The following is a 21,325-nucleotide window of genomic DNA, read 5'->3' on the forward strand; positions in this document are numbered from 1 at the left end:
TGCCCAAGCGGTGTAGGACCGGTCTGTGAGTGACCGATCAGACGGTGACGCTGCGGCGCCGATGGACGCCACTGAGTCGATGGCGGCGATTTCTCGAGCGCTGCCCGACGCCGAGCGTCGCCGACTGTTAACGGCGATCAGTGGCGCTGGCGTCGTCGCAATCGCGGGCTGTACGGATGACGACCCTGCTGAGGACGACGTAGCGACCTACGAGGTCGTCTATCTCGACCACGACGAGACGGTCGCAGTTCGAGCGGACGAAGACCTGCTCGCTCCAGCACTCGAGACCGGCGTCGAGATTCCGTACTCGTGTGAGGTCGGCACCGGTGGCCAATGTACCGGAGATACGACGGCGATGCCACCGAGGTCGTCAGCCACGATGGCAACGATTTCCTGACGGACGACCAGTTCGAGGACGGCTGGGTGCTGACCTGTGTTGCCTCCCCCGAGGACGATTTCGAACTCGAGGTCGCCCACCTTGCTGACGAGTGATCGACGTCGCCGTCGGCGCTGGGCTGCTCTCTCGGCGCTTCGCTTGGGGCTGGCGGAGTCCGCCCGGCCTCGAGGACGAGCGCAGCCGTGAGGATGACAACCCCTACAACGGGATCGTCGCGACCTCGTCCGACCCGCAGACCGGGCACGTCGTGTCGTCAGCTGTGAGTGTCGTCCCGCAACGCCGGCACTCGTAGTGAACGAGCGCGTGTCGATCCGCATCGGTGTACTGTTTGATCCAGTCGATAATCATGTGGATTCTATGACTGTCGTCGGTCAGTGAATCACGTTCATCCCGGCAACAAATACTTTGTGGATATTTGTACCATTATTCGTTCTAGGACTAGACATATATCTAAAATAAAGGCGTTTCGAGAGATATATCTGGAAGAATGAGCGCCTGTGTCGGAAAACAGCGGCTCTCTCGTCGATACTCGAGCCGTCGGAATCGGCGCTACAAACGGGTCGGGCCGATCATTCGACCGTGACGCTCTTTGCGAGGTTGCGTGGCTTGTCGATCGGTCGCTCGAGCAGGTCCGCCGCGTGGTAAGAGAGCAGTTGCAACTGGACGTTTGCGAGCAGCCCCGCCCAGACCGGGTGGGTCTCGGGAACCGACAGCTTCGCGTCGGCGACGTCAGCGAGGGGGTTGTCGTCCGGGCCGACGGCGATGATCGGCGCGCCACGGGAGTTGGCCTCGATCGCGTTCGTCTTCGTCTTCTCGACGCCGCTGCCGGTCAACACCGCGATCACCGGCGTCTCGTCGGTGACGAGCGCGAGCGGCCCGTGTTTGAGTTCGCCCGAGGCGAAGCCTTCCGCGTGCTCGTAGGTGATCTCCTTGAACTTCAACGCCCCCTCGAGCGCGACGGAGTGGCCGAGTCGGCTGCCGATGAAGAAGTACGACGTGCTGTCTAAGGTCTCCTCGGCGAGTTGCTCGGCTGTCGTGGTTTCGAGGACGGTCTCGACGTGTTCCGGGAGGTCCGCGAGTGTCTCGAGCATCGCGTCGCGGTCGTCGGCGGGCGTCGCCGTCGGCACGTCAGCCGCAAGCCGCTGGGTGAGCAACGCGAGCGTGACTGCCTGCGAGGAGTAGGTCTTCGTCGCCGCAACGCCGACTTCCGGGCCGGCGCGGATGTAGATCGCGTCGTCGGCCTCACGGGCGGCCGTCGAGCCGACGACGTTTGTGACGGCGAGCGAGCGTGCACCGCGAGCGGTGGCCGTTCGAACGGCATCGAGTGTGTCAGCCGTCTCGCCGCTTTGGGTGACGGCGACGACGAGCGTGTTCTCGTCGACGGGTCCCGACGTCGCCTCGTACTCGCTCGCACGGAGGACTTCCGTCGGAATTCCTGCGGCTCGCAACAGCTGTCCACTGTACATCGCAGCGTGATAGGAGGTCCCACAGGCGACGAACTGGACGGTTTCTACGTCCGCAAACGAGCCGGCCGGGAGCTCCTCGAAGGCGACCTCACCGTCTTCGATCCGGCCCTCGATCGTGTTCGAGAGCGCGGTCGGCTGCGAGTTGATCTCTTTTAACATGTAGTGGTCGTACTCGCCTTTCCCTGCATCCTCGGGGTCCCAGTCGACGGTGTCGACCGCTCGCTCAACCGGCGTCCCCTCGAGGTCGCTGATCCGGTAGGAGTCGGGCTCGAGCACGACGAGGTCGCCGTCCTCGAGGTAGATGACCTCGTCGGTGTGATCGAGAAACGCCGGGACGTCGCTGGCGAGGAACCACTCCTCGTCGTCCAGCCCGAGCACGAGCGGCGAGCCTTTCCGGGCGGCGTACACCGCCTCCTCGCCGTCGACGATCGCGGCGATCGCGTAGCTGCCCTCGAGCGTCTCGACGGCCCGTCGAACCGCCAGTTCGGTGTCGCCGGTGGTCTCCCGGTACTCGTCGATGAGATGGGGGATCACTTCCGTGTCGGTGTCGCTTTCGAACTCGTGGCCCTTCGCTTTGAGCTCCGTTCGAAGCTCGTCGTAGTTGTCGATGACGCCATTGTGGACGACAGCGACGTCGCCGACGGTGTCCGTATGCGGATGGGCGTTCTCGTCGGTCGGCGGCCCGTGAGTGCTCCAGCGCGTGTGGCCGATGCCCATGTTCCCGTTCGGACGCCCACTCAGGGTCGATTTCAGGTCGGATACCTCACCCGAGCATTTGTGGACCTTGACGCCGGAGCCGTTCTGGACGGCGATGCCGGCAGAGTCGTACCCTCGGTACTCGAGGTTCTCGAGCCCGGACAGGAGTGTCTCTGCTGCGTCTCCGTGACCGATACGCGCGATGATGCCACACATTAGTGGCTCACCTCCGTTCGCGTGGCGGCCGTCGACCACGTCACATCGCCGTCCGAACGGGATCGAACGGGACGGGCTGTGCACGTGACGGTCGTATCCAGTCGGTTCGGGGCGGCTGCCTGTGATGCAGTACGCGTGTATGTCATTGTTGTCACCGACCCGTGTTCGCCGATTACCGGCCGTCGGGTCTCTACACACATCAACTCGGAGAGCGCCCATTACTATACCACGAATAAGACAGTCGCTTTCGGCTGTGTATGCCAGCGCTCGGTTGCAGATTTCACAATCAACGTCAGACACGTATCGGTGTGGGATGCAACCCACGAGCGTCGCCAGGGTCGATCCGATCTCGAAGTACGCGTGACACACGCCGATTCCGCGACGAAAACCGGCCGATACCGTAAGCCGAGGGTCGGAGCCAGCCGACTCGAGCCACAAGCGACTCGATCAAAACCGTTCACGAACTGATTTCGTACTGTTGTGGCGTCACCGAGGACGGCCGGTGGCGAACGCACGGTTCACACACGAATCGCACTCGAGTGCGTGGACAACGAGTGCCGACGGTGACGGTGTGATCGGTTCAAACTGCGTCGGTGTCCGCTGTCCGTGTCGAGCAGTTCGGATCGCGACGTGGTTACGGAACCGGGTTCTCGACGTCGTCTGACTCGGTTTCGTCGGGTGACCGGTCGGACAGGATGATGACGTTCTCTCGGCCAGCCGATGTCTTTTCGATCATCCCGTCGTCGTGCATCTGCGAGCAGATCCGGCTGACTTTCGACTTCGACCACCCGGTCTCTTCAGCGATTCGGTGTTGGCGAATGCGGCCGTGGTTTGCGATGAGCAGCCGAACCACCAGTCCCTCGTCGCTCAGGAGTTTCGAGGGTGTGTCGGGTTCGAAATACTGGTCGTATGACTGGGTCTCGGTGGGTGAGCTGTTGGTCGGTGTCGATTCGGTCGCTCGCTCGCCTGTCGCTGCTGGGTCGGCCGCTGTCGCCGATACTGGGGCATCTGTCGCGATATCGACAGTTCGGTTCGACACTGTCTCGGCGAGGCGGACACCGACCAGCCCGCCGATCAGTAAGAACAGCACCACGATCAGGGCAGCTTCCCAGAGCGATGAAACCTGCAGCAGTGACATCCACGAGAACAATCCTCCGGGCAGATCACTCGCTCCGAGGACTGGCGATGCGGTCGTCTGTCCGTCGAGATGGGAACTCAAAGCCGACACGCTGTCGGTCGAGATCGGCGTGTAACTCGACCGGAGCGTGGTTCCGATTCCGATCTGGGAAGTTGATACCATGGGTTTCGCGGTTTTGAGACGGCCGGTGCGTGGTCGACCACTGCAACTGTGACCTCGCCGACCGCACTGGTGATTCGGACGCTGGTGCCTTCATTATGGATTCGCATATCCTCGTTTAACAACGGTTTAAACGCTCAGACGGGCGATTCGAGGCGAAACGACTGTAGCGGCCGCAACCCCCTCCGAAAGCGGTGTTCTCGTCGGATGACGCTGCTACAACCGGTTTATTCGAGGTATAGTAAACCCACCACACGGAGTTGGCCGGATTGAGGACTACCCGTGAGTTGCGGACGGCATCGGACCGGAGCCACCGTCGCACTCGTGTGACGGTCCAGTGACACCGAATCAGCCATGACCACGACAATCAGCAACACCGAAAAGCGAGCGAGCGACCGAGCGACCGATCAGTACTCACTGCAGACGGGTGACGACGGAACAACCCTCCAGCATACCGAGCAACCGCTTCGGGAGGCAACGATCTGTGTCGTCGGACTCGGCTACGTCGGACTCCCGCTTGCAGTCGGGTTTGCACAGTCGAACTACCGCGTCGTCGGCTACGACATCGACGAATCGACAGTCGACCAGCTCCAATCGGGCGTCGACACGACCGGCGATCTCTCCGATGACGCGATTCAGGACGGCGATATCTCCTACACAACCGACGCGAGCCAGATCAGCGATGCAGACTACATCATCATCGCCGTCCCGACGCCGATCGATGAGGACAACCGACCCGACCTCAGCTACATCGAAAGCGCGGCGACCACCGTCGGCTCGAAGATGAACCCCGGGAGCACAGTTATCCTCGAGTCGACCGTCTACCCCGGCTCGACGCGTGACGTCCTCGTCCCGGCACTCGAGGACGCATCCGACCTCACCGCAGGCGAGGACTTCTTCGTCGGCTACTCGCCCGAGCGCGCAACGCCCGGCGACGACGCACACGGCCTCGCAGACGTCGTCAAGGTCGTCAGTGGACAGAACGAAAAGGTGCTCGATGACGTGGCGACGCTGTACGAGTCGGTCGTCGACGCAGGCGTCCACCGAGCCCCATCGATCGAGGTCGCCGAAGCCTGCAAGGTCGTTGAGAACACCCAGCGAGACCTCAACATCGCGTTCGTCAACGAACTTTCGATGGCACTCGAGCGTCTGGATGTCGACGGACAGGCGGTCCTCGAGGCCGCGGGCACGAAGTGGAACTTCCACGATTACCGACCGGGTCTGGTCGGTGGCCACTGCATTCCCGTCGATCCGTACTTTTTCACCTACCGGTCGGCTCAGGAAGGGTTCGAACCGGAACTCATGCAGATGAGTCGAAAGGTAAACGAGTCGGTACCCGACCACGTCGCCGAACTGACGATCAAGGCGCTCAACGAGTGTCACAAGACGCTTCGCGAGAGTCGGGTGCTGGTGCTTGGGCTGGCTTATAAACCCGGCGTCGGCGACGTTCGAAGCTCGAAGGTCGAAGCCGTCATCGACACCCTTCAGGAGTACGAAATCGACATCGAAGGCTTCGATCCGTTCGTCGACGACGAGACGATCGAGGACCGCTTCGGAATCCACGCTCAACAGCGACTCTCGTTCGAGGGGATCGACGCCATCATGCTCGCGACTCCGCACGAGGAGTTCGAGGGACTGGATCTCGAGGCCGTGTCGACTGAACTCGCCGAGAATCCCGCACTGATCGACGTCACTGGCACACTCGAGGAAGCCACAGCCACCGACGCGGGGTTTGTCTACCGCCGGTTATGAGCCCTCGGAGTCACCCCGCCGACAGCGGAGCCGAATCGGCGACGCGGCGCATGCTGTCGGCTGCCGTCGCCGGTCGACACGGGACGCACATCATGGAGGTGGCGTGACGATGCGAGTCGTGGTGACGATCCAACATCCCGGCCACGTCCACTTCTTTCGCCATCCCATCGCGGAGTTGCGCGCCCGTGGCCACGAGGTCCACGTCTTCGCCCGCGAGAGTGACGTGGCGATCGCACTCTTAGAGGCGTACGACATCGACCACGAGGTACTGGCCGGCGAGTCGGACTCGCTGCTCTCGCTGGCGGCCGTACAGGCGACCTACGAGATGCGACTGCTGGCCCGGGCGCGACGGATCAAGCCGGACGTGATCACGGCGATCGGTGGCGTCGCCGCTGCCCACGTGGCGTCGGTGCTGGGCACGAAGAGCGTCGTGTTCTACGACACCGAACACGCGACGCTCATCACGAAACTCGCCTACCCGTTCGCGGACGTAATCTGTACGCCATCGTGTTACCGCGGCGAGATCGGCCCGGCCCAGCGGACGTATCCGGGGTATCACGAACTCGCCTATCTCCACCCCGACCGCTTCGAGCCTGATCCGACAGTCCTCGAGGACGTCGGGCTCGAGCCCGACGACCGGTTCGCTCTCGTCCGACTCAGCAGTTGGGAAGCCTCACACGACGTCGGCCACGGCGGGTTCGACGACCCACGCGAGGTCATCGATCGGCTCGAGGCCGCGGGCTGTTCGGTCCTGCTGACCGTGGAAGGCGAGCCCCCAGCCGACCTCGCATCCTACCAGTTTCGGACGTCGCCGGAGCGAATGCACGACCTGCTCGCCGTCGCCGACGTGGTCGTCAGTGAAGGGGCAACGACCGCCGCCGAGGCAGCGGTGCTCGGGACGCCGGCGATCTACGTGAATCCAGCGTCGCTCGGCTACACGGCTGAACTCGAGGCCGAGTACGGGCTGTTGTTCGGGTTCAACGGCTCGGATCGCCACACGCGCGCACTCGAGAAAACGAGCGCAGTTCTCGAGGCGCCCGCCGAGACGTGGACACGGCGGCGCAAGCGCCTGCTCGAGGATCGGATCGACGTGACGGCATTCGTCGTCCGACAACTCGAGACGGTCACGGAGCCACAGGCGTCGAACCGATCACCATCCGCAACCAACCCGAGCGAATCATGAAGGTCCTCCAGTTGGTTACTTCCCCGCGGCCGTTTTTCGACCAGCAGGTGTCGGCACTCGAGGCGCGTGGCGTCGACTGTACCGTCTGTAGCGTCCCCGGCGCACACCGCGGCGATTCGACCCGCTCGCCGACGGACTACCTGCGGTTTTACCCGAAGATCCTCTCGGAACTTCGCTCCGGTGAGTACGATCTGGTCCACGCGAACTACGGGCTCGTCGCGCCGTTCGCTCTCGCACAGCCGATTCGGCCAGTGATCCTGACCCTGTGGGGAACGGACCTGATGAGCGAGCAGTCGTGGCTGCGCTCGCTCAGCCAACACAGCGCCCGCCACGCGACCGCGACGGTTGTTCCCACCCGAACGATGGCACGCACACTCGAGGCCGACCACGAACTCATTCCGTTCGGCGTCGACACGGAGCTCTTTCGACCGATGCCCAAAGCGGCGGCCCGGGACCGTATTGGCTGGGACACCGATCGACCGATCGCGCTCTTTCCGTACGACTCCAGCCGTGGCGTGAAAGATTACGCTCGCGCTCGTCGGCTCGTCGACCGGGCCGACATCGACCTCGAACTCCGTACGGTCACCGGGGTCGACCATGATAAAATACCCGCCTATATGAACGCAAGCGATGTTCTGCTCGTTACCTCAAAGCGAGAGAGTGGGCCGATGGTTGTCAAAGAAGCCGCCGCATGTAGCCTTCCGGTCGTCTCGACCGACGTTGGATTCGTCCGCGAGACTGTCGGAGACGTGCACAACTGCGTCGTCAGCGACGACGACGACGCGTTGATCGACGGCCTCGAGGCCGTCATCGAATCGGACAGCAGAGCTAACGGCTGCGACACGATCGATGGACTCGGCATCGAGGCGCTGGGCGAGAGCCTTCACGGGCTGTATCGTCGCGTCCTCGGTCGAGACGAGCCGACGAGTCGCCGAACGGAGGCCGGCCATGGGATATAAATCGATCTCGGAACTTCGTCCGTTCCGGCTCGACACCGTCGCGGCGATCGCCGGTCTCCTGATCGCACTGGCACTGCTCCCACTGCGGTTTTTCGCGTCACAGCTGTATCTCAACACCGTTCCAATCGTCCTTGGGACTGCGTGTCTGCTATATCTCATCGGCCTCTATCACCGGGAGAACGCATCGACGATTCCGACGCTGCCATCGCCCGTCTCGATGGCGCTTCCGGCTGCCGTGCTCACCGGGCTTTCAGCCTTGGTGGTCCTGACGACAGTTCAGGGGACACGGACCGCGCTCTTTTTCGGGCTGGCGAGCGTCGTCGGGACGCTCATCGTCGGCCAGATCGTGTTCACGAGCGACCGGGATTTCAACCCGGGGCTCCTCCTGTTTCAGATCGTCCTCTTTGCGGTCGTCTTCCGGTTTACCGCGCTGTATGCGACGACGGGGTACGTCGGTATCGACGTCTGGACCCATGCGGAGCTCACACACGCGATCCTCGAGGAGCGGTCCGTCGCCGGGATTTCCGACGACAAACACTACGCCTCCCCGTTTTACCATCTGCTGGTCGCCGCCTCCTCGCTGCTCTACGATGTCCCGTTTCGCGTCGCATTGTACCTCTCCGTCGGGATCGTGATGCCACTCTCGGTGTTGCTCGTCTACGCGACCACGAACCTCCTCGTCTCACAGCGATGGGCAACGCTGGCGACGGCGCTTTTTGCGTTTGCGAGCCACGTCTCGATGTGGGGGCTTCATCTGATCCCAACGAGTCTGGGGCTGGTCTTCTTCCTCGGCATGGTGTATGCGTTGATCCGAGTGATGCGAATCGAGTACACCGTGCGTGACTTCTCGTTGCTGTTGTTGATGAGCGTCGCCGTCATCCTCACCCACCAGGTGTCGACGTTCATCATGCTCGTATTGTTACTCGCAGCGTTTCTCGCACAGCTCGTCTTCGAGGTCGGGCCACTCGGACTGACGCGGTTCGACACGAGCGTCTTCCGGGCCAAAAAGCCGGTCAACCTCGTCGGGCTCGTTGCTTTCAACATCGGGCTGACGATCTTCGTCTGGTCGCTGACACCCTATCGTCAGCAGTCGTTTCTCGCGACCGTCCTGAGCTACTTCAGCCAGACCCTCGAGGAAAGTGCCGGCTTCCTCAACATCGCAAGCGATACCTCGGCCGAGACAGCCGACGCGGGTGCCGAGGCGGCACCGACACTCCTCGAGCAAGTCGTTCCCTACGTCGACGCCCTTGGCTTCCTGTTCTTGCTCGGCGCGACGTTCGTCGGCTGTCTGTACGTCGTTCACAGGCGACGGGCCGAACAGTCCGTGTTCACGCTCTTGTTGGCCGCGGCGTTCATGCTGGTGTTCGTCCTCGGGTTGCCGATGTTCGGGATCAGAAACTTCATTCCGACTCGCTGGTTTGCGTTCCTGTTTGCACCGATGGCGATCCTCGGTGCGATCGGGCTTCGAACGCTCAGTCAGAGCCTCAAGCCCGGGGTCGTCGTCTCCGTCCTCCTGTTGTTCGTGCTCATCTATCCGGGTGCGATGATCTTCGCGGTCGAGAGCAACGTCGACAACCCGGTCTTTGACGAACAACACGAACGGCTCGCTTACGACGAATCGGAACTCGCTGCCGTCGAGTCGATCGGTGCCATGACCGGCTCGCCGAGCGGTCAGGAGATCCGTCCGGATCAGCAACTCCACACTGATCATCCGTACCAGACGGTGTTCAGTCGGACGGGCGCGTATCCGTCGACGACGACAGCGACGGTGCCCGACGGGGGTGTCGCCGAGCACGATTACGTCGTCTATCGGTCGGCACAGTCGACCAGTGCGACGTACTTCAGCGACGCCGACGGAAGTGGCCGGATCGAACAGGTCACCCAGTCACGGCTCTGTGGGCCGGCACAGGCCACCCTCTACACGAACGGTGACGTGACGATGTGTGCGGCTTCGCCGGCCTCTCGGTGACGGATTCGGCGGGCTGCCAGCGGCGGTTGCTCACGTTGGATATCCACTCAGAGGGCTGTTGTTCCGAGTTCTCGCCGATTGCCAGCCACGGATCGGTGACCGGCAGTCACTGACGACGACACTCCTTCTCAGCAACTCACTGGTTCTCGAATGGGTGGTCACATGGTCTCGTTCACGCGCCACAGTGTCCACCACTGAGCGTGTCTCTTAGAGCCATCAACTGACGATGTCGGTCGCCGTTCGAACCACGACTCGAGGACAGATCCTGAAGGCGTGTTCGATCCGTCAGTAGCCATCTTCCACCGACCGTTCGGATCTCCGTTCTCGAGTGAACTCCACTGGACAACGGCTACCAGTCACAGCTCGATCATCATCGACCCCACCGAACCAGTCCGCCTCGAGGATCGATCGACGCTGGGACACCGACAGCTACTCGAGTTCGATCGGGAGCTGAACCGTCCGATACGCGTTCTCGGCCGTTGGCGATGCTGGCGGCTCACCGTCGTAGAGCAACAGCGTCAGCCGAAACTCCTCGCCGTCCATCGACGGTGTGATCTCGAGTGTCTGCTGCTGTGTGTCGCCGTCGTCGACGGTCGCCGACTGCCGGGTGAGTTCTGCCGTTTCGTGGACGGTCACGTCGTCACCGTCGTAGCTTACCCGCTCGAGCAAGACGACGGTCGTGTAGGTTCGCTCGTCGTGTTCACGGTTGGTGATCGTGGCCTGTAGCTCCTGGGGTTCTCCAGCGGTGTACGACGACTCGTACATGGTTTCGGTCTCGCCAGTGACGGGTTCGGTATCGACCGCAAACTCGGTGAACCCGTCGTGTTGTGGTGGGTTCGCGATCGCAAAGCCGCCGCTCGCAACGAGGAGGAGCAACCCAATCACGATCGCCACGTTGTACGGCCGCGTGCTCGTCTGGTCGTACGCGGTGGGTCGTCGCTGGGTGAAGAACACGGCCTCGAGAGAGAGCGCAGGCGTAAACCGTTGGGCCGGTGGACACCGATAGCGAGATCCGATCGCGATCAGTGACAGCACGACGGTCGTCACCGCGATTCCAGACAACACGGTTTCGAGCATCAAACCCCCTGGGGTCACGGACGTCAGAAGGGCAATCGCCGAGACGAGTGCAACGCTAAAAACCGTTGACAGGACGAATCGCTCAACCGTCTCCAACCCGCCGGTTACCAGCAGTGGATTTCCGAGTCCTGTTTTCTCTTCGTCGAACGACTGATAGTCGTCGTTCGGCCGATCCGGAAACATGGCTGAAACGAGCGCATACCCGGGGAAAAAGAGGAGTAGCGGAATCAGCAACAAAATCCTTGCAGGTCCATCGATGCCAGAAAATACCCCGAGCGTGAGTGCGCCAGTGACCACGATGACGACTGCGAGGTCTGAGAACCACCAGTGAGTATCGCTCATATTTCCGAGACTCGGTGTGGCGATGGTTTATTATCGCCCAAGTAAGCCCCGTCCGACCGGGTCGATATGACGTCCGTCAGACGGAGACCTATAATTCTCTCGAGAGCTATTCTGACCGGCCTTCGTCGGACGGCTTTGAACAGTTGTAGAAACAGAAACAGTCGTAAATTGGGTAGAAGATTGGCGAATATATTCTACCAAATCTAGCGAAATAAATACGGGGCGAATATCTGGATATACCTGTAATAACCACTGAGGCCTGTGTTATAGTGGTTTTGAAAAACTATGAAGAGCGAATCCGATCGCTGAAAATACTGAAAGTATAATTCAGCAGAATGTACGGATCAAATCCTTTATTACCCACTTCTGATTAGGGAGGATCGGTGCGATGAAATCGACATATATCAGCTCAGAACAACAGGGTGAGGCAGATTCGAGCGGTGAATCAGCGTGTGCTGCCGAAGAGCCTGCGTTCTCGAAAGACGAAATCTTCCATCTCCTGCAAAACGAACGTCGTCGGCTGGTTCTTCGATACCTCCGTGATACGGACGGCCCGGTTCGCATGCGTGATATTGCAGAGCAGGTCGCTGCGTGGGAACACGAGACGACTGTCGAGGCGCTCACATCGACACAGCGCCAGCGAGTCTACATCCCCCTCTACCAGTCACACCTCTCGAAGCTCGACAAGGCCGGGATTATCGATTATCAGCAAAACCGTGGTATCGTCGTTCGAAAACCGCTTGCTGACCAGATCGATCAGTATCTCCAGATAGAGCCGTCCGTCGACTCGACGGACAAAGCGGAGTCGGGCACGGACTGGGACGATTACTATATCAGCGCGACAGTCCTCTGTTATGTCGTCCTGATCGGCGCCGTGATCGAACTGCCGTTTCTCTCGTTGCTCTCCGGGATCGCGCTGAGCGCGTCGATTCTCCTCCTGTTTACTGTGTTGACTATCAGCCGTCTTCTCAACTGAGCGCGGCTAGCGCGTAATTTCTGCGGGCTACTGTCACGATCACGGACATCGGGATCAATAATTGAGGGCCGTGACGACGACAATCCGTATTAGAGCGTGATCGACGGAATCGAAACCATCCCTGTGACGATCGCGAGTGCCAACACGGCCACCGCCGCAAGCGCGATCAGTGTCGCAAGCACAACCGAGACCGTCCGCAACGAAGACCACGGCATGGCCGATGGCAGCCGCGACTCCGTGCTCGCATAGGATGTCTGACACTCGATCATCCCTTGGCTCCTGTCGAACTCGATGTATCCCGATGTGTCGAGTTCCGGGAGCCGATCCTGATGGAGTTTCTCGTGTACGGTCGCCCAGGTGTCGATGGAGGGCTGTGCGGGCCGTATCAGTTGATCGGTAACTTCATCGACAGTCGTCGGCGTTCCCATCTCGTCGAGAACACCGACCAGCGCGGCATCCGACTCGGGAATGAACTCCAGCGCACGCTCTGTTACTTCGTCTGTCTCGGCGAGTTCGTTCGGTGGAGAGTAATAGATAGTCACCCCCGACGTGGTGTCTGCATCTCCCGGTCGCTCTTCTGGAGCACTGTCCGCTGAAGAGCGCAACCAAGACGGTGTCAGACGCATATTCCACGCTAAAACCCATTGGTATATAAGTATTCTCACGGTTCCACGATTACGGAAGAACTATCTCCTTCTTAGAGTGTTTCATTCCAGCATTTCATGCGATTCTACAGAGAACTATGTGTTAATAGCCTGTTAGCTATCAACTATTGTTACTCTTCTCGGATGTGGTATTATGGCTGAGACTGTGGGGGGCTGACCGCTGAAACCAACTTCGGTTTTGGGCCCGACCAGCCCTCAAGCCAGCCTCGAAGATCGGTGAGTCGTAGCTTGTGTCGGGCCGGAAGCGGGTGGACGGCCGTTGCATCGCCGAGCAGCCGTTGATCGAGGTCGTCTCGATCGAACAGGACCTCGCGATTCGGCCACGGCGGTTGAAACGACGGGAGAAACGGCGTCTTTCGGCGCACGAACCCCTCAACCTCGTTGAAGAGGTGGCTGTCGTGTGGCCGGTCTGGCGGTCGATGTCGCAAAATGTCCGCGTCGAGCTGTTGGCATGCCTCGAGAAAGGTCTCGGTCGTTCGATACGCCGGCGGCGTCTGAAGGTGCCAGTCGACCAGTTCGCGATCCGTCGCCAGAAACGAGGTCACGAAGTGGTCTGAGAGGTGGTTGTGAAACGGGATCGACGGCTGGTTGGCGATGCCGACGCAGGTGAGTGTGTTCTGTACCGTGTCCGCACGTGCGCGTCTCGAGTCGAACTCATCGGCGATCGCGTTCCGGACGAACGGCTCCGGATCGGTGTCGAACGGCGTTCGTTCGGCGAGTTCGCGACTGGCTGTGCGGTCGTATCCGAACTTCTCGAGGAGCGTGTCGATGGGGTCCGGATCGGGGTCGAGTCGCCCGAGTGGAATCCGTTTATCGAGAACGTCGATGGTGTCCTCTGCGGTGAAGTGGCCGCGGAAGAACGTATCACAGAGAAGGCCGTGATACATCGTGTCGACGGCCATTTCGTCGGTGTAGCCGGCGTGATGGATATGAAGCGACTCTTTGATCCCCTGCGAGTAACGGATCTTCGACTCGTCGGGACGAAGGTAGCGCTCGTCCGGCGCAAATGCAGTGTGATCCGAGTCGTACTGGGCGGCAAGCCGTCTCGCTCCGTGGACCTCCTGTGCATCCGGCGACCCGACCGTGTAGCTGTGCTCGATATCGGACACTTGCGAGAGGATGATCCGCGAGTCGTAGCCGGCCGAGAGAAGCACGCCTTTTCGCCCGGGCAACGACGACCGCCGGCGAAATGCCCGGTCGAGTCGTTCGGCGAGTTCGGTCGCGTACTCGAACTCCTGTGGCTGGTAGACGAATCGGTGGAATGACTCGACCGAGTCTGCGGTTAGGGAGCTATCGATCGGGAGTCGAGTGAGTTCCTCGACCGCGGTTTTTTCCCCGAGGATGACGCCGAGATGGAGGAACTCGAGGACGCCGCGTCGATCGATCGTTGGCTCCGTGATCGTTCGACCGACCGCAGCGGCGTCCGTTCCAAAGACACGAACCCCGGGATCGTCGGTGTAGAAACACTCCCGCGATCGAACCGGGTCCGTGGCGACGAGGGCACCGTCGCTGCTTGCGGTGTCGAGAACCGCGAGATACGAGCCGTTGAGTGCTGAGAGGGCGTCGCGTCCATCGGTCTCATACTGCTCTATGAGCCAGCGTGCGGCGTTCGCGCCGTCATCGGGGACGTACACTTCGCCCCAGATGACACAGATTCCGTCGTCGCCGGTGTATCGCGCGCTCCAGCCGGGCGTTCCGAGGTCGGCATCCCTGATTCCGACCGTTACCGTCGGTCCAGCAACGATCTCGTCGAACTCATCGCTGGATCTGAACCGGTCAAACGTCTCGATACCGCCGAACACCCCGAAGAGTTCCCTGTTCATCGTCGAAGATCACCGTACACGATCGAGAAGTGCGCTGTCGACCGAAGCCAACAGCGCACCCGCATACGCGCAACTGGTCTTCTCTCTGATCGTGTCGCCATTAACTATGCCACCGTTAAGCGCTCAGTCGGCCGGCGAACGCTGCTGTGAGCGACGCCGTTGCACGACTATCAAATCCATAATAATGGTCGCGCTGCCGAGAGTGTCGGCTACCAATGTCACAGAACCGAATGACGCGACGACGGGCGCTCGCACTCGCGGGCGGTGCTGGCCTCGCCGGACTGGCGGGCTGTACTGATCGTCTCGAGTCAGTCTCGGACGGTGCCGATAGCGAATCCCCGAACGAGGACGATGCGGGCCGATCGGCCGCTGCGGCGCTCGCCGACGGTATCCCCTCGCTCGAAACCGAGTACAACAGTCGCGAGCAGTATCGACAGCCGGGTGACTCCTTCGACGACTTCAGCGACCTCGAGGGCTGGGAGGTCGTCCAGGGGTCCGGCGAAGCCGACGAAGACGTCGTCTACGACGGCGACCAGAGTTTCAAACTCCAGTCGGACGGCAGCGAGAACATCATCGCAGAACGCAGCCTCTCGGGAGAGGACCTGACCGACATGGATCTCTCCTTTGCTGTGCGGACAACGACTCCCCAAAGCATCACCATCAACCTCCGGCTTGTCGACCGGTTCGGAAGCGCCAAAGTCTACTCGCTTCGGGAGATTACGTACCGAAGCCCGGATATTGGCTGGTTCCGCTCGAGTCCGGGCGTCTTCGAGCAAAGTCAGTACGAACCGACGATGAACCAGCTCGAGACCCTCCAGCTACAGGTTCTGCATTCGATGGACGAAGCGGAGGTCTGGATCGACGACCTGCGGACACACGAGACGCCCGATCAGGGGTACGTCATGCTGACCTGGGACGACGGCGACCGTGACTACTACGACGTCGCCTCTCCGCTGCACGACGAGTACGGCTTTCGAACCGTTCAGGCACCGGTGCCGAGTTGGACGGAACAGGGTCGTGACGGAATCATGTCGGTCTCGGAACTGCAGGAGCGCCAAGAGGCGGGCGATCAGATCGTCGTCCACGGCACGCACACGCCGATTCACGAGTACGAAGATGGGAACGAGATGGAGTCCCGACTCCGGTTTGACAAACAGTGGTACATCGACAACGGGTTCGAGGGTGCCGACTACATCGTCTACCCGCACAACAGCTACAACAAGACGAGCCTCGAGCACAAGACCGACTACCACTACTGCGGCGGGTTCAATCAGGCTGGAAACGTCAACACGACGAACGTCTACGGCTTCGATCCGCTTGCACTGCCACGGACGATCGGCAACGACCTCGAGATTTCGAAACGCTGTGTCGACCTCGCCGCGGCGCACAACCAGTGTACGATCTTGAACTTCCACACGTTCGAATCGCACAACACGATGCCCGAAGACGACTACGAGGCGCTGCTCGAGCACATCGACGACGCCGACGTCGAAGTCATCACGTTCGACGACCTCTGGGAGATGCGGACCGCCCAGCACTACTGATCTTTCTCGTTGCTCGTCGTCGACTGCGGTCCGCTTGTCGCTATCGTTCTCTGCAGATTAACAGACACCCGTCCGTTCGTAGAACCGCCGGACGCGCTCGTCAGCCAACAGCGGCCCGTGGACCTGAATGGATTTGAGCCCGGGGTAGCTGTTCGCCTCGATGACGCGAAACTCGCCGTCGGACCCGGTAACGATGACATCCCAGCCGATATAAGGCACGAACGAACAGGCGTCGGCCATCTCGAGCAGTTGCGCTCGAATCCGTTCCCAGCCCGGGATCAGTTCCCCGTCGACCGGTGTGCCGGTGTCGGGGTGGGTCGTATGCCACTCGACACGACCATCGGTCGATGGCTGTGCACCAGGGCCGAGTTCGCCTGTCTCGAGGTCGATCGACGCCGAAAGCCCGCCCTGCGTGAAGTTGTCGAGTGGGGCCGACTCCGTCGTGCCGATTCGGTGAATCGCCGCAGCGATGAACGGCTCGTTTTCGACGTCGTCGTACATCGTGATGATCCGGAGGGTGTTCGGCGTCTCCGGATAGCGCGCGGTCGCAAACGAGCCCTGTTCGACGAACGCACAGACGAGATACTCCTCGAGGCCGGCGACCAGCGACCGAAACTCTGCCCCGGTGTAGTGGTCGTCGTTTACCCGGTACCCGTCGTCGGTGTCCGTACACAGGAACACGTTGTTCCCGCCGCCACCGTGGGCCCATTTGAGCACCAGTCGCCCCTCGTCCTCGAGTCGGCTGACGACTCGCTGGGCGGCATTCGCCGTCTCCGAGGCCGGTTCGTGACGCCCTTCGGCCGGGGCTGAAGCCGCCCCTCCGTCAGTCACTTCTCGATGGGGGGTGCGCGAGTCGACGGAGTGATACGTTCCGTCGCGGAGCATGCCGTAAACGGTCATTCGTCGCTCGTCGAACGGCTGTAACACCCGGTGAAAGAGGAGTTTGTTCGACAGGGCGACCGACCACGTGCCGTTGATCCGTTTCGTTCGCACGTAGCGCTGGTAGTCGCTGACGTACGACTCGTAGGTCGATTCCTCGAGGTCGTAGACGGCGTCGGACTGGCTGAGAAAGCCGCGACGCCAGAGCCAGAGCCGGCGACGGAGCGATGGTGTCGTCGTCGAGTCGCGTTCGGCGGCGGCGAGTCCCTGCAAACCTCTGGCCGTATGGTAGAGCGATCGGATACTCACGAGTACCCATGCCAGCGTGAGTGTCTTAGTTACGGATAGGTAAAGACCGTTTCAAACACGAACAGGGTGACGACACGCCGATTCTCGAGGGGGCTGCCGGCGTTCGTCGGATACCGCCAGTCGTCCAAGGTGTCGGCCACAACGTCCGCACACCGAGGGATGACGGCTGTGCCCGACTACGACGTCGTCATGAGGACACGCTGTGACAGCAGCGTCCAGACCAGCACGGTTGTGACGAACAGAATCAGGACTGTTGTGGCGACCGGGACCGGTCGCCGTCGGACACCGGACCCAGCGGCCCAACAGAGACCGGGGACGTGACGCGCCGAGATCGACGCCGTGCGGGCGTGCCAGAGGCCACGCAGCGGTCGCCCGTCGGCGAAATACTGCTTCGCGAGGATGAGTTCGTGTGTCGATCTGATCTCGTAGCCAGCCGTTTCGAAGTACTCCACCTCAGCTTCGTACGTCGAGAGATACTGCTGGCTGGCGTCTTTGATCACGTCTGCAGGGGGCGTGCCGGTCTCTTCGCGCCGAACCAGCGTGTCGTCGACGTGGGCGAGCTTGCCGTGCTCGAGCAGCCGGAGACAGAACTCGGGGTCCTGAAACCGGTCGAGTGTCTCGTCGAACCCGCCGGCTGCTCTGGCGACACTCGTCTCGACGAGCAGCGTCGACCCGGCCCCCGGCTGGACGTTGTCCGCCAGAATCTCGCCGGCCAGTTCCTCGCCGCCCTCTCTGGTCGGCGTTTCGTCACCGCGAGCGAGGACGGACGCAACAGCCGTCCGCAGTCGACCGCTCGTCCCCGAGAGTTCGAACGCCGACTCACAGTATGTGCCGACCCACTCGTTCGAGCGGTTTTCGAGACACTCGAGTTGGCGCTCGAGTTTCTCGGGATGCCACACGTCGTCTGAGTCGAGAAAGGCGACGTACTCCCCGCCTGCGTGCTCGAGTCCCGTATTTCGGGCGACGTTCGCTCCTTGATTGGTCGCGTGGACGACGGGGCGAACCCGCGGATCGTCGTAGCTGGCCAGTACCGACCCCGTCTCGTCGGTCGAACCGTCGTCGACGACGACGACCTCGAGGTCGTCGACCGTCTGTGTGAGGGCGCTGTCGATCGCTCGGGGAAGCGTCGTCGCTCTGTTGTACGTCGGAATAATGACGCTGACACGAGTCATTTGCCGGAGCTACCCGTCGCCACCGCATTATTATCGAGTGGGTAAACCCGACACGGCAGTCGTGTGAGTGGTCTCCGCCGTTGGGCACACGGTTCCAGCGCCCTCGAGCGGGCTGGCGCTGGCCGGCGAGTTGTGCGTCTAACGACTCTATAAGAAAGGATAGCTGGATCATTGACGGCGGCAATGACGAATCGAAACCGACGATCGTTCGTGACCACCGTTGCCACGGCGGGGACGCTTGGTCTGGCCGGCTGCCTCTCGACGATCTCCGAGTGGCGCGGGTCGGACGACGGGCCGATAGCCCAGCAGCCGTCCGACCGAACCGGTGACGACCCCGAACGACTCGGCCTTCCGGGCGAATCGATCGATCGCTTCGAGGACCTCGAGCAGTGGCGGTCGATGATCGATGCGGGCAGCCTCGAGGCTGCGACGGACGAACCGTACACGGGATCGCAGTCGGCTCGTCTCACCGCGGACGACGAGACCGAGTACGCGGCGATCTATACGACGACCGGCGGGATCGACTTGCGCGAGCAAAACCTCTCGCTCGCGGTCAACTTCACCAGCCGCGAGCAGCTCCACCTCTCGCTCGAACTGTTCGCCCCGAACGCACAGCATGCATACACGATGGCGCGGACGCTTACTGGTCCGACCGATCGGTGGGTGCGCGTCGATTTCGGAACCAGCCGTGTCGACGGACAACCCGACCTCGCAGACGTTCGTGAGATCCGGCTGACTGCCCGTCGACGGGGCGACCACACCGGTCCCATCGCGTGTCGGGTCGACGATCTACGAGCGGTCGATCGCCCCGAGACGGGGTCGGTCATGTTGCTGTTCGACGGCACGCTCGAGAGCCACTACACGACCGCGTTCGAACGGATGGAACAGTACGGCTACGCGGGCGTCGAAGCAGTGATCCCCGAGGCCGTCGGCGACACTCGAGACGGCCGACTCACGCTCGATGCGCTCTCCGAACTCGACGACGCCGGCTGGGATATGGCTGCGCGGCCACGCACCGGGGCGAACTTCATCCACGAGTATAGCCCCGAACAGCAGGCGGACCTGATCGAGCGGACGAAAGCCTCCCTCGAGCGATGGGGGTTCGATGCGGGTGCGAAACACTTCATCACGCCGCGAAACGTGCTCGGACCGGAGACGATCGATCTCGTTAGAGAGTACCACGAGCAGGCGTTCCGGTACGGCGGCGGGCCGAACGGACTGGCGCTGACGGACCCCCACAACGTGGGTGTGTTCTCCGGCGCTGCCGGCTCGGAGACGTACACGTACATCGACCACGCCGCCGCGTACGGCCAACTCGCGGTCTTGCACTTCGAGGAGATCGGCAACGACGGGTTCGACGAACAGGCGTTTGCGGCCCTCCTCGAGTATCTCGACGAACAGGAGATCAACGTCGTCACCGCGACGGACCTGCTGGAGGGTGCCTGATGTATCGCGGCGCAACCATCGGTGTCGTGATCCCCGCCTACAACGAGGAAGGGTTCGTCGGCGATGTGATCCGTGAGATGCCGTCGGCCGTCGATCGACTCTACGTGATCGACGACCAGTCAACCGACGGGACGTGGACCGAGATCCTCGAGGCCGCCCGGACGGACGCACAGGCACGGTCAGCCCACAACACCGCAAGCGAGCCGCTCGTTGCAGACGGTGGTGCGTCCGCGCTCACGACTCGAGCGTCGGTGCACGACCCGATCGGTCGGGTCGTCCCGATTCAACACCGCGAGAACCGCGGGGCCGGCGGCGCGATCAAGACGGGCTATCTCGCCGCCCTCGAGGACGGCGTGGACGCGACAGTGACCGTCGATGCCGACGGACAGATGGACCTCTCCCAGCTGCCACGGCTGCTCGATCCGATCGTCGAGGGGGAGGCCGACTACGCGAAAGGAAACCGGCTGCTCTCCACGGAGTACCGCGCGGCGATGCCGCGCTTTCGGTTCGTCGGGAACGCGATCCTGACGTTCCTGACGAAGATCGCCTCGGGCTACTGGAAGACGATGGACCCGCAGAACGGCTACACGGCGATCTCCCACGACGCGCTGGCGGCGGTCGACCTCGAGAACCTCTACGAGTACTACGGCTACTGTAACGATCTGCTCGTCAAGCTCAACGTGCAGGGCATGCGCGTCGCCGACGTCGCGATGCCGGCCGTCTACGGCGACGAGGAGTCGAGTATCACGTACTCCGATTACATTCCGAAAGTCTCCACGATGTTGCTTCGGAACTTCCTGTGGCGACTCAAAACCAAGTACCTCGTCCTCGATTTTCATCCGCTTGCGCTGTTCTATCTCATCGGAGCCGGGACGGCCGCCGCGGGCGTGGGTGGGGTGGGACTGAGCCTGCTTTTCACGCTGCTCGGTGCTGGCGTTTCGATCGCCCAGACGAGCACCGTGGTCGCTCTCGTCGGAATCACGCTGTTGTTGTTCGCGATGGTGTTCGACATGGGCGAGAGCGAACAGTTAGAACACCAAATTCAGTAACGACGCCGTCCACGACGCATCGTTTGCAATCACGCCTCCGGCGTCTCCGTTTCTTATGGATGCTCGAGCGACGTGTTGACCGTCTTTCTCAGGTGAGTCAGCCGAGAC

At 61.7% G+C, this 21,325-nt stretch carries 18 protein-coding genes; 11 read left to right on the forward strand and 7 right to left on the reverse strand.

What is annotated here, in order from left to right:
- Positions 1-25 precede the first annotated feature (25 nt).
- The 3 genes from C495_RS11415 to C495_RS17860 are packed head-to-tail and all read left to right on the forward strand — an operon-like array spanning position 26 to position 689.
- On the forward strand, positions 26-397 hold the full coding sequence (locus C495_RS11415; protein WP_241430602.1) for a 2Fe-2S iron-sulfur cluster-binding protein: 372 nt from the start codon (positions 26-28) through the stop codon (positions 395-397).
- Positions 334-492 (forward strand): 2Fe-2S iron-sulfur cluster-binding family protein, encoded by a 159-nt coding sequence (locus C495_RS18365; protein WP_241430603.1) that lies wholly within the window; start codon positions 334-336, stop codon positions 490-492. The genes C495_RS11415 and C495_RS18365 overlap by 64 nt, the downstream gene beginning before the upstream one ends.
- Positions 489-689, forward strand: a complete 201-nt coding sequence (locus tag C495_RS17860) for a hypothetical protein (protein WP_161605565.1) — start codon at positions 489-491, stop codon at positions 687-689. Before C495_RS18365 ends, C495_RS17860 begins: the two co-directional genes overlap by 4 nt.
- A 277-nt stretch (positions 690-966) precedes the next feature.
- Here the strand turns inward: C495_RS17860 and glmS are convergent, their stop codons facing one another.
- Together glmS and C495_RS11425 are read right to left on the reverse strand one after the other, a co-directional pair.
- Positions 967-2,775 carry a glutamine--fructose-6-phosphate transaminase (isomerizing) gene (gene glmS, locus C495_RS11420; protein WP_008163041.1) on the reverse strand — a complete coding sequence of 603 codons (1,809 nt, stop codon included), beginning with the start codon at positions 2,773-2,775 and terminating at the stop codon, positions 967-969.
- Positions 2,776-3,409: 634 nt separating this feature from the next.
- Positions 3,410-3,913: a helix-turn-helix transcriptional regulator gene (locus tag C495_RS11425; protein WP_241430604.1), complete on the reverse strand. Its 504-nt coding sequence runs from the start codon at positions 3,911-3,913 to the stop codon at positions 3,410-3,412.
- 513 nt (positions 3,914-4,426) lie between these two features.
- On the opposite strand from C495_RS11425, the gene C495_RS11430 reads away from it, so the two are divergent.
- The 4 genes from C495_RS11430 to C495_RS11445 all read left to right on the forward strand — a co-directional run bounded on the left by C495_RS11430 (position 4,427) and on the right by C495_RS11445 (position 9,935).
- Entirely contained in the window at positions 4,427-5,824 is a 1,398-nt protein-coding gene (locus tag C495_RS11430) for a nucleotide sugar dehydrogenase (protein ID WP_008163043.1), read from the forward strand.
- A gap of 109 nt (positions 5,825-5,933) precedes the next feature.
- Entirely contained in the window at positions 5,934-7,007 is a 1,074-nt protein-coding gene (locus tag C495_RS11435; protein WP_049890285.1) for a DUF354 domain-containing protein, read from the forward strand.
- Positions 7,004-7,966 carry a glycosyltransferase gene (locus C495_RS11440; protein ID WP_008163045.1) on the forward strand — a complete coding sequence of 321 codons (963 nt, stop codon included), beginning with the start codon at positions 7,004-7,006 and terminating at the stop codon, positions 7,964-7,966. The genes C495_RS11435 and C495_RS11440 overlap by 4 nt, the downstream gene beginning before the upstream one ends.
- Positions 7,956-9,935, forward strand: a complete 1,980-nt coding sequence (locus C495_RS11445; protein ID WP_008163046.1) for a hypothetical protein — start codon at positions 7,956-7,958, stop codon at positions 9,933-9,935. Before C495_RS11440 ends, C495_RS11445 begins: the two co-directional genes overlap by 11 nt.
- 429 nt (positions 9,936-10,364) lie before the next feature.
- Here the strand turns inward: C495_RS11445 and C495_RS11450 are convergent, their stop codons facing one another.
- A complete protein-coding gene (locus tag C495_RS11450; protein ID WP_008163047.1) occupies positions 10,365-11,354 on the reverse strand; it encodes a DUF1616 domain-containing protein in 990 nt (329 codons plus the stop codon).
- 388 nt (positions 11,355-11,742) lie between these two features.
- On the opposite strand from C495_RS11450, the gene C495_RS11455 reads away from it, so the two are divergent.
- Positions 11,743-12,330, forward strand: coding sequence for a DUF7344 domain-containing protein (locus C495_RS11455; RefSeq protein WP_008163048.1), 588 nt, complete (start codon positions 11,743-11,745; stop codon positions 12,328-12,330).
- 89 nt (positions 12,331-12,419) lie between these two features.
- Here C495_RS11455 and C495_RS11460 read toward each other — a convergent pair whose 3' ends face one another.
- Both C495_RS11460 and C495_RS11465 read right to left on the reverse strand, forming a co-directional pair.
- On the reverse strand, positions 12,420-12,872 hold the full coding sequence (locus C495_RS11460) for a hypothetical protein (RefSeq protein WP_008163049.1): 453 nt from the start codon (positions 12,870-12,872) through the stop codon (positions 12,420-12,422).
- Between the two features lie 254 nt (positions 12,873-13,126).
- Positions 13,127-14,818 (reverse strand): asparagine synthase-related protein, encoded by a 1,692-nt coding sequence (locus C495_RS11465; RefSeq protein ID WP_008163050.1) that lies wholly within the window; start codon positions 14,816-14,818, stop codon positions 13,127-13,129.
- Between the two features lie 215 nt (positions 14,819-15,033).
- Here C495_RS11465 and C495_RS11470 point away from each other — a divergent pair, with 215 nt between their 5' ends.
- Complete coding sequence (locus C495_RS11470; protein WP_008163051.1) at positions 15,034-16,362, forward strand: polysaccharide deacetylase family protein; 1,329 nt, start codon at positions 15,034-15,036, stop codon at positions 16,360-16,362.
- A 57-nt stretch (positions 16,363-16,419) separates the two neighbouring features.
- Here the strand turns inward: C495_RS11470 and C495_RS11475 are convergent, their stop codons facing one another.
- Together C495_RS11475 and C495_RS11480 are read right to left on the reverse strand one after the other, a co-directional pair.
- Positions 16,420-17,550, reverse strand: coding sequence for a sugar-transfer associated ATP-grasp domain-containing protein (locus C495_RS11475; protein ID WP_049890286.1), 1,131 nt, complete (start codon positions 17,548-17,550; stop codon positions 16,420-16,422).
- 176 nt (positions 17,551-17,726) lie between these two features.
- Positions 17,727-18,722 carry a glycosyltransferase family 2 protein gene (locus tag C495_RS11480; RefSeq protein WP_008163053.1) on the reverse strand — a complete coding sequence of 332 codons (996 nt, stop codon included), beginning with the start codon at positions 18,720-18,722 and terminating at the stop codon, positions 17,727-17,729.
- Between the two features lie 183 nt (positions 18,723-18,905).
- On the opposite strand from C495_RS11480, the gene C495_RS11485 reads away from it, so the two are divergent.
- Positions 18,906-20,168: a polysaccharide deacetylase family protein gene (locus C495_RS11485; protein WP_008163055.1), complete on the forward strand. Its 1,263-nt coding sequence runs from the start codon at positions 18,906-18,908 to the stop codon at positions 20,166-20,168.
- On the forward strand, positions 20,168-21,217 hold the full coding sequence (locus C495_RS11490; RefSeq protein WP_008163056.1) for a glycosyltransferase family 2 protein: 1,050 nt from the start codon (positions 20,168-20,170) through the stop codon (positions 21,215-21,217). Before C495_RS11485 ends, C495_RS11490 begins: the two co-directional genes overlap by 1 nt.
- Positions 21,218-21,325 lie beyond the last annotated feature (108 nt).

Source organism: Natronorubrum sulfidifaciens JCM 14089, assembly GCF_000337735.1.
GTDB classification, from domain to species: Archaea; Halobacteriota; Halobacteria; order Halobacteriales; family Natrialbaceae; genus Natronorubrum; species Natronorubrum sulfidifaciens.

Bases quoted from the DNA above. Each gene is read 5' to 3' on its own strand.
- C495_RS11445 (WP_008163046.1), top strand. From the start codon at position 7,956: ATGGGATATAAATCGATCTCGGAACTTCGTCCGTTCCGGCTCGACACC.
- C495_RS11430 (WP_008163043.1), top strand. From the start codon at position 4,427: ATGACCACGACAATCAGCAACACCGAAAAGCGAGCGAGCGACCGAGCG.
- C495_RS11455 (WP_008163048.1), top strand. From the start codon at position 11,743: ATGAAATCGACATATATCAGCTCAGAACAACAGGGTGAGGCAGATTCG.
- C495_RS11480 (WP_008163053.1), bottom strand. From the start codon at position 18,722: ATGACTCGTGTCAGCGTCATTATTCCGACGTACAACAGAGCGACGACG.
- C495_RS11435 (WP_049890285.1), top strand. From the start codon at position 5,934: ATGCGAGTCGTGGTGACGATCCAACATCCCGGCCACGTCCACTTCTTT.
- C495_RS18365 (WP_241430603.1), top strand. From the start codon at position 334: ATGTACCGGAGATACGACGGCGATGCCACCGAGGTCGTCAGCCACGAT.
- C495_RS11485 (WP_008163055.1), top strand. From the start codon at position 18,906: ATGACGAATCGAAACCGACGATCGTTCGTGACCACCGTTGCCACGGCG.
- C495_RS11490 (WP_008163056.1), top strand. From the start codon at position 20,168: ATGTATCGCGGCGCAACCATCGGTGTCGTGATCCCCGCCTACAACGAG.
- glmS (WP_008163041.1), bottom strand. From the start codon at position 2,775: ATGTGTGGCATCATCGCGCGTATCGGTCACGGAGACGCAGCAGAGACA.
- C495_RS11440 (WP_008163045.1), top strand. From the start codon at position 7,004: ATGAAGGTCCTCCAGTTGGTTACTTCCCCGCGGCCGTTTTTCGACCAG.
- C495_RS11450 (WP_008163047.1), bottom strand. From the start codon at position 11,354: ATGAGCGATACTCACTGGTGGTTCTCAGACCTCGCAGTCGTCATCGTG.
- C495_RS11425 (WP_241430604.1), bottom strand. From the start codon at position 3,913: ATGTCACTGCTGCAGGTTTCATCGCTCTGGGAAGCTGCCCTGATCGTG.
- C495_RS11465 (WP_008163050.1), bottom strand. From the start codon at position 14,818: ATGAACAGGGAACTCTTCGGGGTGTTCGGCGGTATCGAGACGTTTGAC.
- C495_RS11470 (WP_008163051.1), top strand. From the start codon at position 15,034: ATGTCACAGAACCGAATGACGCGACGACGGGCGCTCGCACTCGCGGGC.